Here is a 13,648-nt window from a genome sequence, read left to right as displayed (position 1 = left end):
GCTACCGATTTGCAAAGAGAGACCTAGGTGGAATTCCATGGTAAAGAATTTGTTGACTTCATGTCTGTAGGCTGAGCTTTCCACCGGAAGCTTAACGCTCCGCCCGATCGATAGTTCGAAAGACGGAACCAACGACCGATGTACCAGCTTAGCAAGTCAAGGCTTTTCCGCCCCGCTCTCGCCATGTTCGTCTCCGCGACTCTCCTCGCCTCTCCGACCGCCGCATGGGCCGACGCGGGCTTCCAGCAATGGATCGCCAATTTCTACGCTACAGCGGCCAAGAGCGGCATTTCCAAGTCGACCTATAAGCAGGCCTTTGCCGGCGTCAAGACACCGGATCCCGAGGTGCTGGAGAAGGCGGCCTACCAGCCGGAATTCAAGCACAAGATCTGGGACTACCTCGATTCCCGCGTCAATCCCTACACCGTCCGGATCGGTCAGGAGATGGGCAAGAAGCACGCGCGCACGCTTGCTGCCCTGGAGCGGCATTACGGCATCGACCGCAACGTCCTGCTCGCCATCTGGTCGATGGAAACGAACTACGGCGCCGTGCTCGCCAAGGATGACAAGCTGCACTACGTGCCGCGGGCGCTGGCGACGCTCGCCTATGCCGATCCGAAGCGCGCCAAGTATGCGCGGACCCAGCTCATCGCCGCGCTGAAGATCCTGCAGAACGGTGACATCAAGGCGTCCGAGATGACCGGTTCCTGGGCCGGCGCGATGGGCCATACCCAGTTCATTCCGTCGAGCTACCTGCTTTATGCGGTCGACGCCGACGGCAATGGCCACCGCGACATCTGGAACTCGGTGCCCGATGCATTGGCCACCGCGGCAAACCTCCTGCACAAGAACGGCTGGCAACCGGGCAAGACCTGGGGCTTTGAAGTCGTCTCGCCGAATGGCGGCGGCGCCTACGAGGGCCAGACCAAAACGCTCGCGCAGTGGCAGAAGCTCGGCTTCCTCCGTCCCGGCGGCAAGGGCTTCAAGAATGGCGGCGACCGTGCGGAACTGCTGATGCCGGGCGGCGCCAATGGGCCCGCCTTCCTGATGACCCGCAACTTCTTCGTCATCAAGCGCTACAACGCTTCGAACTCCTATGCGATGGGCGTGGGCATGCTGGCCGATCAGCTTGCCGGCTATGGCGGCGTGAAGCAGCGCTGGCCGCGGCCTGAGGGCACGCTCGACATTGCCGAAAAATTCGAGTTGCAATCCCGTCTCAAGGAGCTCGGCTACTATGACGGCGAGGTCGACGGCAATCTCGGATCCGGCTCGAAGGCAGCCATTCAGGCCGTCCAGAGTCGCCTCGGCCTGACGACGGACGGCCAGCCGAGCACGGCCCTGCTGAACGCCCTGCGCAAGTGACCATTTGGACATCGCCAATCTGACATTCGGGCGCCCTTGCGGCGTCCGAATGGTATCGCGGGCTTTCGCGAACGCGATCAATTTGCCATGATCATGCCATAAGGGCGTCGGCGTATCATGCCGGCCGAACAGGATCCTGACCGCGAATGCGACGACTACGCCGATTGCTGCTGTTTCTGGGTTGTCTGGCGATCGCCGTGCCGCCGGCGGCCGTGTATTCGGATGCGGTTGCGCAGGAACGCGTCCAGCGCCGGACTGTGCTCGATCTTCTGTTCGGCGGCTTCGGATTTGGTCGCCGGGCCCAGCAGCAGCCGAGCCAGCAACGCCAGCAGCAGCGTCGTACACAGACGAGAACCGAAACGCCCAAAGCAAAGAAGAAGGTGCCGCCGGCGGTCGCCGTTCCCGAGCCGGTCGCGGTGGCGAAACTTCCGGACGCCCGCAAGGTGCTCGTCGTCGGTGATTTCATCGCCAGCGGAATTGGCGACGGCCTGACGGATGCATTTATGGAGATGCCCGGTGTGGCGATCGAGGCACGCACGAACGGCTCATCCGGCCTTGTGCGGCAGGACTACTACAACTGGCAGACTGAACTGCCGGCGCTGATCGATGAGATCAAGCCGGCCGTCGTGGTGCTGAGCCTCGGCGCCAACGACCGGCAGATGATGACGATCGGCGGCAGCAAGGAGAAATTCCGCAGCGAAGCCTGGACGAAGGAATACGAAAAACGCGTCGCGGCGCTCGCGTCCTTGGCGGTGGAAAGGAAGGTGCCGCTGTTGTGGGTCGGCATGCCGGCGTTCCAGACCGCCTCGATGACAGCCGACATGTCGGCCTTCAATACGACCTACCGCAGCACGGTCGAAAAGGCCGGCGGCACCTTCGTCGACATCTGGGACGGCTTCGTCGACGAGAGTGGCAAGTTCGTCGTTACCGGGTCGGACATCAACGGTCAGCAGGCGCGCTTGCGCGGGTCCGACGGAGTCTCGATGACGAAGGCCGGCAAGCGCAAGATGGCGTTCTATGTCGAAAAAGAGATCCGCCGGATCCTCGGCGACGCCATGACGACCGATGGACAAAGGCAGGGTGGCGAAGCCGTTTCCGACCTGGTCGTGACCATCCCGACCGATGCCGCCGACATCGTCCGGACGCAGCCGATCAGCCTGACCGATCCGGCGCTCGACGGCGGCACGGTGCTACTCGGCGGCTCCGCACTCGACAAGGGCAGCGGCCGCAGCCCGCGCGACAGGATGATACAGAAAGGCGAGTTCGCCGCCGCCCCCGAGGGCCGGGTGGACGACTTCCGGCTGGACAAGCGGCCACAGTCGATCGGCCCGCAAAAGGCCACCAACTGATCAGGACAGGATTCGCATGTCGAACGAAGATAACGCGCCCGCCACCGAAGGCCGGCCGGTTTTCATGGCAGTGGAACCGCAGCTGTTCGTCTCGAATATCGAGGCCTCCTGCGACTACTATGCCGACAAGCTTGGTTTCAGCATCGCCTTCCTCTACGGCGATCCGCCCTATTATGGCCAGATCTATCGCGACGGCGTGCAGTTGAACCTGCGGCAGGTAGAGCGGCTGCCCCTCGACCCGGCATTCCGCTCGGTGGAGCAGGACGCGCTTTCGGCGACCATCCTCGTCGAGGACGTCGCAGCGCTGGCGGCCGAGTACGAGGCCTCGGGGGCGATCTTTCACCAGCCCCTTCGCACGGAAGAATGGGGCACCAGCACCATCATCGTCAGCGATCCGGACGGCAACCTGATCGCCTTTGCGGGTTGACAGGGCCGCAGCCCCGCCCGCAGGACAAGGAAAGCCCGGCCCGGCCTGGTAGACGCGAGGCCGCCATCCAGGCTGCTGGCAACATCTATTCGAGCAGCCCCAAGAAACTGCACCGTCATGCCGGACATGATCCGGCATCCAGCGCGCTCAAGTCCTTGAGCGCAGAAGACCCTTTCGCGCCGCAGACGCGGCGCGGCTGGACCCCGGATCAAGTCCGGGGTGACGGCAGATGGAGGCCAGTGCGCCCGAGGAGGCCAGCGCGCTCGAGTCCTTGAGCGCAAAAACTCTTTTCGCGCTGCAGACGCAGCGCTGCTGGATCCCGGCTCAAGGCCGGGATGACCGAAGGATAACGGCCAGCGCGCCCGAGGAGGCGTGCCCGAGGAGATCGGCGCGCCCGAGAACGCTCAGCGCGGCAGCGTCGTCGAGCCCATCAGCGCCTCGTCGATGGCGCGCGCCGCCTGCCGGCCCTCGCGGATCGCCCAGACCACCAGCGACTGGCCGCGACGCACGTCGCCCGCCGTCCACAGCTTGTCGACTGAAGTCTTGTAGTCGCGGTCGTTGGCGACGACGTTCGAGGAGCCGCGCCGGTCGGTGTTGATCGCGAGCCTATCGCCAAGATCCTTCAGCACCCCGTCGGTAAACGGGCCGCGAAAGCCGATGGCGATGAAGGCTAGGTCTGCCTTGATGATGAACTCCGTACCGGCGACCGGCTTGCGGCGGTCGTCCACCTGGCAGCACTTCACCCCCGTCAGCACGCCCTCCTCGCCGACGAATTCGAGCGTGCCGACCTGGAATTCGCGGATAGCCCCTTCGGCCTGCGAGGAGGAGGTGCGCATCTTCGTCGCCCAGAACGGCCAGACGGCGAGCTTGTCTTCCTTCTCCGGCGGCTGCGGCCGGATGTCGAGCTGGGTGACCTTGACCGCGCCCTGGCGGAAGGCGGTGCCGACGCAGTCCGAAGCAGTGTCGCCGCCGCCAACGACGACGATGTGCTTGCCGCCGGCGAGGATCGGATCGGACGGCCAGCCGACGCTGTCCATGTTCTCCCGGCCGATACGGCGGTTCTGCTGCACGAGATAGGGCATGGCGTCATGCACGCCGAAGAGATCGACGCCGGGGATGCCGGCGTCGCGCGGCGTCTCGGAGCCGCCGCAGTAGAGCACGGCATCGAAGGCGGCGAAGAGTTCGTCCATTGACTTGTCGACGCCGACATTGACGCCGCAATGAAAGGAGACGCCCTCGCCGCGCATCTGCTCGATGCGGCGGTCGATGAAGTTCTTCTCCATCTTGAAGTCCGGAATGCCGTAGCGCAGCAGGCCGCCGGGCTTGGACTCGCGCTCGAAGACGTGCACCTCGTGGCCGGCGCGGGCGAGCTGCTGGGCCGCTGCCATGCCGGCCGGACCGGAGCCGATGACCGCGACCTTCTTGCCGGTGTGCACCGTTGCCGGCTGCGGCACGATGTAGCCCATCTCGTAGGCCTTGTCGGCGATCGCCTGCTCGACCGTCTTGATGGCAACCGGCGTGTCCTCGAGGTTGAGCGTGCAGGCCTCCTCGCAAGGGGCCGGGCAGACGCGGCCGGTGAACTCCGGGAAGTTGTTGGTCGAATGCAGGTTGCGGATCGCCAGTTCCCAGTTGCCGGTGTAGACGAGGTCGTTCCAGTCGGGGATCTGGTTGTGCACCGGACATCCCGTCGGACCGTGGCAATAGGGAATGCCGCAATCCATGCAGCGCGCTGCCTGCTTCTGGACTTCCTGATCCGACATGGGAATCGTGAATTCGCGGAAGTGGCGAATGCGATCCGACGCCGGCTGATACTTCGCGACCTGCCGGTCGATTTCCATGAACCCTGTAACCTTACCCATTTTCAATTTCCTGACTTAAGCGTGTCTCGACAGGCGCCGTCACGGCGCGTGGAATGGCCCCCGACCTGATGCGATCAGGGGCACGCATGCGGGGGCCGGTTACTCGGCCGCTTCCGCCATATTCATGCGCTCCATCTCCTCGAGCGCGCGCCGGTACTCGACCGGCATGACCTTGCGGAACTTCGGGCGGTAGTCCGTCCAATGGTCCAGAATGTCCTTGGCGCGTTTCGAGCCGGTGTAGTGCAGGTGGTTGGAAATGAGCTGGTACAGGCGCTCCTCGTCGTGCCGCGTCATGTCGCCGGAGACGTCCACCATGCCCTTGTGCATGATGTCGCCGCCGTGATGGTGCAGCTTCTCGAGCATGTCGTCCTCTTCCGGCACCGGCTGCAGCTCGACCATGGCCATGTTGCAGCGGCGGGCGAAATCGCCCTCCTCGTCCAAGACGTAGGCGACGCCGCCCGACATGCCGGCCGCGAAGTTGCGCCCCGTCTGGCCGATGACGACGACGACGCCGCCGGTCATGTACTCGCAGCCGTGGTCGCCCACGCCCTCGACGACGGCGACCGCACCGGAGTTGCGCACCGCGAAGCGCTCGCCGGCCACCCCGTTGAAGTAGCATTCGCCGGCGATCGCCCCGTAGAGCACGGTGTTGCCGACGATGATCGAGTCATGCGCCACCGTCCTGGCGCTTTCCGGCGGACGGACGATGACGCGGCCGCCGGACAACCCCTTGGCGACGTAGTCGTTGCCGGCCCCCACCAGATCGAAGGTGATGCCGCGGGCAAGGAATGCCGCAAACGACTGGCCGGCGGTGCCGTTCAGGCGCACGGTGATGGTGTCGTCCTTCAGGCCCTTGTGCCCGTAGCGCCGGGCGACCTCGCCCGAAAGCATCGCGCCGGTCGAACGGTCGACATTCCTGACGTCGACCTCGATAGACGTCGGCGTCTTCTCCTCCAGAGCCGGCCTTGCCTTCTCGATCAGCGCGCGATCGAGGATGTCGTCGATCGGGTGGTTCTGCCGCTCGGTCCAGTAGGTCGCCGCCTTCGGCGCATCGACCTTGTGGAAGATGCGGCTGAAGTCGAGGCCCTGCGACTTCCAGTGGCTGATCATCTTCTCCCTCTCGAGGAGCTCCGAGGCGCCGATGATCTCGTCGAGCTTGCGCACGCCGAGCGAGGCCAGGATCTCGCGCACCTCCTCGGCGACGAAGAAGAAGTAGTTGACGACGTGCTCCGGCGTGCCCTTGAAGCGCTTGCGCAGCACCGGATCCTGAGTGGCGACGCCGACCGGACAGGTGTTGAGGTGGCACTTGCGCATCATGATGCAGCCCGCCGCGATCAGCGGCGCGGTGGCAAAGCCGAACTCGTCGGCCCCGAGCAACGCGCCGATGATGACGTCGCGGCCGGTCTTCAGTCCGCCATCGACCTGCAGCGCAACGCGCGAGCGCAGCCCGTTCAGCACCAGCGTCTGGTGCGTCTCGGCCAGGCCGATTTCCCACGGGGAACCAGCGTGCTTCAGCGAGGTCAGCGGCGAGGCGCCGGTGCCGCCGTCGAAGCCGGCGATGGTGATGTGGTCGGCGCGCGCCTTGGCGACGCCGGCCGCAACCGTGCCGACGCCCACCTCCGAGACGAGCTTGACGGAGATGTCGGCTTGCGGGTTGACGTTCTTCAGGTCGTAGATCAGCTGCGCCAGGTCTTCGATCGAGTAGATGTCATGGTGCGGCGGCGGCGAGATCAGGCCGACGCCCGGAGTCGAGTGACGGGTCTTGGCGATCGTCGCATCGACCTTGTGACCGGGCAGCTGGCCGCCCTCGCCCGGCTTGGCGCCCTGCGCCACCTTGATCTGCAGCACGTCGGCATTGACCAGGTACTCGGTGGTGACGCCGAAGCGGCCCGAGGCCACCTGCTTGATCGCCGAGCGCTCCGGGTTCATCGAGCCGTCGGCGAGCGGCATGTAGCGGTCGGCTTCCTCGCCGCCCTCGCCGGTGTTCGACTTGCCGCCGATCCGGTTCATGGCAACCGCCAGGGTCGTGTGCGCCTCTCTGGAGATCGAGCCGAAGGACATGGCGCCGGTGGAGAAGCGCTTGACGATCTCGGAGGCCGGCTCGACCTCGTCGACCGAAATCGGCTTCCTGCCCCAGGCGGCCGCATCCTTGATCGAGAACAGGCCGCGGATCGTGTTCATGCGCAGCGACGAGGTGTTCACCAGCCGGGCGAACTCCTTGTAGCGGTCTGCTGCATTGCCGCGGACGGCATGCTGCAACGAGGCAACGACGTCCGGCGTCCAGGCATGGTCCTCGCCGCGCATGCGGTAAGCATATTCGCCGCCGATGTCGAGCGTGTTGGCCAGCACCGGATCGCGGCCGAAGGCAGCCTTGTGGCGGGCGACCGTTTCCTTTGCGATCTCCTCCAGGCCGATGCCCTCGATCGTCGTGGCGGTGCCGAAGAAGTATTTGTCGACCAGTTTCGAGGACAGGCCGATCGCGTCGAAGATCTGCGCGCCGCAATAGGACTGGTAGGTCGAGATCCCCATCTTGGACATGACCTTGAGGATGCCCTTGCCGACCGCCTTGATGTAGCGATAGACGACCTCGCTCTCCTCGACCTCCTTCGGGAACTCGCCGCGCTTGTGCATGTCGGTGAGCGTGTCGAAGGCGAGGTAGGGGTTGATCGCCTCGGCGCCGTAGCCGGCGAGCAGGCAGAAGTGATGCACTTCGCGCGGCTCGCCCGATTCCAGCACGAGACCGACCGAGGTGCGCAGCCCCTTGCGGATAAGGTGATGGTGCACCGCGGCCGTTGCCAGAAGTGCGGGGATAGCGACGCGGTCCGGGCCGATCTGGCGATCGGAGAGCACGATGATGTTGTAGCCGCCCTTGACCGCCGCTTCCGCCCGCTCGCACAGTCGGTCGAGCATCTCTGGCATGGCCTCGGCGCCGCGGGTGACGTCATAGGTGAAGTCGAGCGTCTTGGTGTCGAAGCGGTCCTCGGTGTGGCCGATCGAGCGGATCTTCTCCAGGTCGCCGTTGGTCAGGATCGGCTGGCGGACCTCCATCCGCTTGGCATGCGCCGCGCCCAGGTGATCGAGGATGTTCGGCCGCGGGCCGATGAACGAGACCAGGCTCATCACCAGTTCCTCGCGGATCGGATCGATCGGCGGGTTGGTGACCTGAGCGAAGTTCTGCTTGAAATAGGTGTAGAGCAGCTTCGTCTTGTCCGACATCGCCGAGATCGGCGTGTCGGTGCCCATCGAGCCGATCGCCTCCTGGCCGGTGGTCGCCATCGGCGACATCAAAAGCCTCGTATCCTCGAGCGTGTAGCCGAAGGCCTGCTGGCGATCGAGCAGCGAGACGTCGCGGCGCAGCGCGCGCGGCTCGACGGGACGCAGGTCCTCGAGGATCAGCTGGGTGTGATCCAGCCACTCGCGGTAGGGATGTTTGGACGACAGTTCGTGCTTCACCTCCTCGTCGGAGATGATCCGGCCCTTCTCCATGTCGATCAGAAGCATCTTGCCCGGCTGCAGCCGCCATTTGCGGACGATGCTTTCTTCCTTCACCGGCAAGGTGCCGGCTTCGGAGGCGAGGATGACGCGGTCGTCGTCGGTGACAATGTAGCGGGCCGGACGCAGGCCGTTGCGGTCGAGCGTGGCGCCGATCTGCTTGCCGTCGGTGAAGGCGACGGCGGCCGGGCCGTCCCACGGTTCCATCAGGGCGGCGTGGTACTCGTAAAAGGCCTTGCGCTCCGGGCTCATCAGCTGGTTGCCGGCCCAGGCTTCCGGAATGAGCATCATCATCGCATGCGCCAGCGAATAGCCGCCGCGCACGAGGAATTCGAGCGCGTTGTCGAAGCAGGCGGTGTCCGACTGGCCCTCGTAGGAGATCGGCCAGAGCTTGGAGATATCATCGCCGAAGAGCGGCGAGGAGACGGAGGCCTGGCGCGCCGCCATCCAGTTGACGTTGCCGCGCAGCGTGTTGATCTCGCCGTTGTGGGCGACCATGCGGTAGGGATGCGCCAGCTTCCACGACGGGAAGGTGTTGGTAGAGAAGCGCTGGTGCACGAGGGCAACGGCAGTCTCGAAGCGCGGATCGGCAAGATCCTTGTAGTAGGCGCCGACCTGGTAGGCGAGGAACATGCCCTTGTAGACGATCGTCGACGACGACAGCGAGACGGGATAGAAGCCGCTCTCCTCGCCCTTGTACTCGTCATAGATTCGGTTGGAGATCACCTTGCGCAGGGTGAAAAGCCGGCGTTCGAACTCCGGTGTCGTGGCGGCATTGCGGCCGGCGCCGATGAACACCTGCACATGGCGCGGTTCGGTGGCGACGATGTCCGGCGCCTTGGAGAGCGACGAATTGTCGACCGGCACGTCGCGATAGCCGAGCAGGTGCTGACCTTCCTCGGCGACCACCTCCTTGATGACGTTCTTGAAATGCGCCACCAGCGCATCATCCTGCGGCATGAAGATGTGGCCGACGGCATATTCGCCGGCCTTCGGCAGCGTGATGCCCTGTTTCGCCATCTCCTCGCGGAAGAAACGGTCGGGGATCTGCACGAGGATGCCGGCGCCGTCGCCCATCAGCGGATCGGCGCCGACCGCGCCGCGGTGCGTCAGGTTTTCCAGCATGAATAGACCGTCCTTGACGATCTGGTGCGACTTCTTGCCCTTCAGGTGCGCGACGAAGCCGACGCCGCAGGCGTCATGCTCGTTTTTCGGATCGTAGAGGCCCTGTTTTATCGGATGACCGGCTCGTCGCGTCGTCGTCGTTTTGGCGTCCGTCGCAGTCGTCTGCGCCCGGTTCATACCAAAACTGTTCGACGCGAAATCCACCATCGTCATCCCTCCTGTGGCCCGAGTTGCGCGGGCAGGGTCTCACCCGCGCGCCAGCCGGAAGCGTTCTCGCATCCCGGCCCCACGGGCGTTATCGTTGCATGAACCGGATCGGGCGGCAAATAGAAGGTCCGGCCGACCAGGCAAGCGTCAGCGACCGTTGCAAAGTGCAAAGCGCGTCCGTTCATTCGGTGAACGGCGATACTTGCGCCATCAGCCAGACACCTCCGAAAGGAGGGTGTGGGCGTTGTTTCGGTCTTCTGACCGAAATAGGACAGCATGACTGTCCTATTTCGGTGGATCTATGCCAGAAACGGTTTTGGACCGCAAGGCCATGTTGCTAAAATAATAGCACTCCGAGACGAAAAATTGCCAACGCATATCCGTACTCGTAATTTAATTACGCGATGCCGGCAAAAAATTTCATTTCATTTCAAAATGAGCAGTTTGCGATCCTGGCCGATTGATCAAAGCGCGCGCTCGACTATCGTCCGAGTCGACCTCGCAATGGAGCCGGGAAACCGGAATTTCATATGTATTTTGCCTCCGACAACTGGGCAGGCGCCCACCCCGCCATCGCCCGCAGCCTCACCGAGGCGGCAGACGGATACGCCAAGGCTTATGGCACGAGCGACCTCGACAAGAAGGTCGAGCACACTTTCAACGAGATTTTCGAGCGAGAGGTTGCCGTCTTCTTTGTCGGCACCGGCACGGCCGCCAATTCACTGGCGCTGGCCAGCTACAATCGCCCCGGCGGACAGGTGTTCTGCCATGCCGAAGCGCATGTGAATGTCGACGAGTGCAACGCGCCGGAGTTCTTCGCCACCGGCTCGAAGCTCGTCCCCATCGAAGGGGCGCGCGGGAAAATGCCGGCCGAGGCGCTGGCAGCGGCCATTGGCCGCTTTTCGCCGGACAATGTCCATGGCGGACAGCCGGTCGGCGTCACCGTCACCCAGGCGACGGAGGCCGGCACCGTCTATGAACTGGACGAGATCGCCGCGATCGCCGATGTCGCCCACGAGAAAAAGCTGCCGCTGCACATGGACGGCGCCCGCTTTGCCAATGCGCTGGTGACGCTCGGCGCGACACCGGCGGAGATGACCTGGAAGCGCGGCGTCGACATCCTGTCGTTCGGCGGCACCAAGAACGGCTGCTGGTGCGCCGAGGCGCTGGTGCTGTTCGACCCCGCACGCGCCCGCGAGATGCACTACCTGCGCAAGCGCTCGGCGCAGCTCTTCTCGAAATCGCGCTTCATCGCCGCCCAATTCGATGCCTATTTTCGGGACGGCCTGTGGCTCGAACTCGCCCGTCACGCCAACGCCATGGCCGCGGCTCTTGCTGCCGGTCTCACGCAAGCCAGATCGGCCCGCCTCGCCTGGCCGACCGGCTCGAACGAGGTGTTCGCCATCCTTCGCAACACGACGCTGAAGGCGTTGCGCGACAAGGGGGCTGCCCTCTACGACTGGCCCGCGCCGGCCGAGATCAAGGCGACGATGGCCGAGGACGAAACGATGGTTCGGCTCGTCACCTCCTTCGCTACCAGGCCCGAGGATGTGGAGCGCTTTCTGTCACTCTGCGACTGAGCGGTTAAACGCAAAACGGCGCGCCAAGGGCGCCGTTCGCATGTCCATTCAGCTGACGCCGTGAGGCGGAGCATCCTCTCCTTCCGTCATCCCGGCCTTGAGCCGGGATCCAGCAGCGCCGCGTCTGCGGCGCGAAAAGAAGTCTATTGCGCTCAAGGACTTGAGCGCGCTGGATGCCGGATCAAAGTCCGGCATGACGGGCCAATTTGGCGCTGCTCGTAAGAATGAAAGATCGAAGCGGGCTTTGGCAACAAACGAAAAACGGCGCCCCCAAGGGCGCCGTTCGCATTTTAATTCACGCCGGGATCGTCAGGCGGTCTGCGCCTCGATCTGCTTGGCCTCGCGGCCGACAGAGGCGATCTCGATCCTGCGTGGCTTGGCGGCCTCCGGGATCTCGCGGACGAGATCGATGTGGAGCAGGCCGTTCTTCAACTGGGCGCCGCGGATGTCAACGTGGTCGGCGAGCTGGAAGCGGCGCTCGAAGGCGCGCTTGGCGATGCCGCGGTGCAGGAACTGAGACTGGTCCTCGGCTTCGTCGGCCTTGGCGCCCTTGACGGTGAGCGTATGCTCGCGAGCCTCGATGGAAAGCTCGCTCTCGTCGAAGCCGGCCACCGCCATGGTGATGCGGTAGGCGGTCTCGCCGGTGCGCTCGATGTTGTAGGGCGGATAGGTCGGGCTCTGGTCCGGGTGGCCGAGGCTGTCGAGCATCGTGAAAAGACGATCGAAACCGACGGTGGAGCGATAAAGGGGGGAGAAATCGAAGTGACGCATGGTGTCCTCCTGTGAGCGACGATTAGCTGTCTCGAGCCAGAGCCTGATTTCAAAGGCAGCTGGCGGGTTGATTTCGGATGCGCACCCCGTTTGGCGGTGCGAACCCTGCCACGGACCCGTTTGGCGCCCGCAAACCGGAGATGGTGACGCCGCCTGACGACTTCAAGGCCCAACCAGGTCCGAACCGCTCCCTCTCTCGATGAACCCTCCATGAACGCCACCTTCGGGCTGCGTTCAGCTGCCCTCAACCATAACGCGATGGTCGGAAGCCTGGCTTCCGGGACCGGAGTGCTACGTCCCTTCCGCTCTGGTCAAATTGGCCGGCACGCGCTGCGGCGTTCCCCGTCCCGCGCGGCCGGCTTTTTTCTTTGACGTCGTCCACCAGAGCACCTAGGGTCAGGCGGCTCCCACGTTTCCCATTCCCAACGCATGCAGAGCCGGCCGGATATGGACGACATCCTCTACGCTACACCCGACAATCCGGTGCCCGGCAACCATGTCGCCGGCTTCTTCGAGGGTAAGGGCGGCGTAAAGATCCGCTATGCGGTCTTCCGTTCGCCGATGCCGGAAGCCAAGGGCACCGTCGTGCTGCTGCAAGGGCGCAGCGAATCGATCGAGAAGTATTTCGAGACCATCAACGACCTGACCGCGCGCGGGCTGTGGGTCGCCACCTTCGACTGGCGTGGACAGGGCGGGTCTGGGCGCCTGCTGCGCGATCCTCGGCGCGGTCACGTCGCCCGGTTCTCCGACTACGAGTCGGACCTGAAGCAGTTCCTGGAGCAGGTGGTGCTGCCCGACACCCGGCTGCCGTTCTTCATCGTCGCCCATTCGATGGGGGCGCTGGTGGCGCTGTCGCAGGCGCCGGAGCTCGAGAGCCGCATCGACCGCATGGTGCTGGCCGCCCCGTTCCTGGCGCTTGCCGGCCAGGTGATGAGCCAACGATCGATCTCAATGATCGCCAACACCGCGAGCTTCTTCCAGCTCGGCGGCCGCACCTTCAGCAGGGACGCGCCGGGCTTGCCGTTCGAGGGCAACGTCTTGACCAGCGACCGCCGCCGCTTCGCCCGCAACCGGGCGATCTGCGAGACGGAGCCGCAATTGGCCCTCGGCCCGCCGACAGCGCGCTGGCTGAAGGAAATGCTGGCCGCGATCACCCGCGTCTCGCGCCAGGACCACCTGACGCGCATCCGCATTCCGACGCTCGTGCTCTGCCCGACCCTCGACCCGATCGTGCCCCGGACCGTGCTCAACGCGCTTGCACGAAAGTTCCGGGCCGGTCGGCTGATCGAGATCGACGGCGCACGCCACGAACTCTTCCAGGAGGCCGACCGCTACCGGGCCCAGGCGATGGCGGCGATAGACGCGTTCATCCCCGGTAGCCAGGCCGAGCGCACCGTGCTGGGAGCCTGACGCAAGAGGCGCAAAAGCCGCGCCGCGCACGGCCTCTTGCGGCTGAGGTGCGGTCTGATGCCGTAT

Annotated in this window: 8 protein-coding genes; 5 read left to right on the top strand and 3 right to left on the bottom strand. The window is 64.6% G+C overall.

Annotation, left to right across the window (positions count from 1 at the left end):
- Window positions 1–183 precede the first annotated feature (183 nt).
- From JNC62_RS08260 to JNC62_RS08250, 3 genes are all read left to right on the top strand, one after another.
- Complete coding sequence (locus JNC62_RS08260; RefSeq protein ID WP_374837910.1) at window positions 184–1,362, top strand: lytic murein transglycosylase; 1,179 nt, start codon at window positions 184–186, stop codon at window positions 1,360–1,362.
- Window positions 1,363–1,508: 146 nt separating this feature from the next.
- Entirely contained in the window at window positions 1,509–2,711 is a 1,203-nt protein-coding gene (locus tag JNC62_RS08255) for an SGNH/GDSL hydrolase family protein (protein WP_374837709.1), read from the top strand.
- Window positions 2,712–2,727: 16 nt separating this feature from the next.
- On the top strand, window positions 2,728–3,138 hold the full coding sequence (locus JNC62_RS08250) for a VOC family protein (RefSeq protein WP_374837707.1): 411 nt from the start codon (window positions 2,728–2,730) through the stop codon (window positions 3,136–3,138).
- A 404-nt stretch (window positions 3,139–3,542) separates the two neighbouring features.
- Here the strand turns inward: JNC62_RS08250 and JNC62_RS08245 are convergent, their stop codons facing one another.
- The gene (locus JNC62_RS08245) at window positions 3,543–4,997 is read right to left on the bottom strand and encodes a glutamate synthase subunit beta (RefSeq protein WP_374837705.1); all 1,455 of its coding nucleotides are present in this window, start codon (window positions 4,995–4,997) and stop codon (window positions 3,543–3,545) included.
- A gap of 99 nt (window positions 4,998–5,096) precedes the next feature.
- Window positions 5,097–9,821 carry a glutamate synthase large subunit gene (gene gltB, locus JNC62_RS08240; RefSeq protein ID WP_374837703.1) on the bottom strand — a complete coding sequence of 1,575 codons (4,725 nt, stop codon included), beginning with the start codon at window positions 9,819–9,821 and terminating at the stop codon, window positions 5,097–5,099.
- Window positions 9,822–10,351: 530 nt separating this feature from the next.
- On the opposite strand from gltB, the gene JNC62_RS08235 reads away from it, so the two are divergent.
- The gene (locus JNC62_RS08235; protein WP_374837702.1) at window positions 10,352–11,401 is read left to right on the top strand and encodes a threonine aldolase family protein; all 1,050 of its coding nucleotides are present in this window, start codon (window positions 10,352–10,354) and stop codon (window positions 11,399–11,401) included.
- Between the two features lie 309 nt (window positions 11,402–11,710).
- Here the strand turns inward: JNC62_RS08235 and JNC62_RS08230 are convergent, their stop codons facing one another.
- Window positions 11,711–12,172, bottom strand: a complete 462-nt coding sequence (locus tag JNC62_RS08230) for an Hsp20 family protein (protein ID WP_374837700.1) — start codon at window positions 12,170–12,172, stop codon at window positions 11,711–11,713.
- A 447-nt stretch (window positions 12,173–12,619) separates the two neighbouring features.
- On the opposite strand from JNC62_RS08230, the gene JNC62_RS08225 reads away from it, so the two are divergent.
- Window positions 12,620–13,582 carry an alpha/beta fold hydrolase gene (locus tag JNC62_RS08225; protein WP_374837698.1) on the top strand — a complete coding sequence of 321 codons (963 nt, stop codon included), beginning with the start codon at window positions 12,620–12,622 and terminating at the stop codon, window positions 13,580–13,582.
- The last annotated feature ends 66 nt before the right edge of the window (window positions 13,583–13,648 follow it).

This window comes from Mycoplana ramosa (genome assembly GCF_041930185.1).
GTDB lineage: Bacteria > Pseudomonadota > Alphaproteobacteria > Rhizobiales > Rhizobiaceae > Mycoplana > Mycoplana ramosa.
This window is presented reverse-complemented; position numbering and strand designations above follow the sequence as displayed.

Coding starts and splice junctions, on each gene's coding strand:
- JNC62_RS08250 (WP_374837707.1), top strand. CDS start 2,728: ATGTCGAACGAAGATAACGCGCCCGCCACCGAAGGCCGGCCGGTTTTC.
- JNC62_RS08245 (WP_374837705.1), bottom strand. CDS start 4,997: ATGGGTAAGGTTACAGGGTTCATGGAAATCGACCGGCAGGTCGCGAAG.
- JNC62_RS08225 (WP_374837698.1), top strand. CDS start 12,620: ATGGACGACATCCTCTACGCTACACCCGACAATCCGGTGCCCGGCAAC.
- JNC62_RS08255 (WP_374837709.1), top strand. CDS start 1,509: ATGCGACGACTACGCCGATTGCTGCTGTTTCTGGGTTGTCTGGCGATC.
- JNC62_RS08235 (WP_374837702.1), top strand. CDS start 10,352: ATGTATTTTGCCTCCGACAACTGGGCAGGCGCCCACCCCGCCATCGCC.
- JNC62_RS08230 (WP_374837700.1), bottom strand. CDS start 12,172: ATGCGTCACTTCGATTTCTCCCCCCTTTATCGCTCCACCGTCGGTTTC.
- JNC62_RS08260 (WP_374837910.1), top strand. CDS start 184: ATGTTCGTCTCCGCGACTCTCCTCGCCTCTCCGACCGCCGCATGGGCC.
- gltB (WP_374837703.1), bottom strand. CDS start 9,821: ATGGTGGATTTCGCGTCGAACAGTTTTGGTATGAACCGGGCGCAGACG.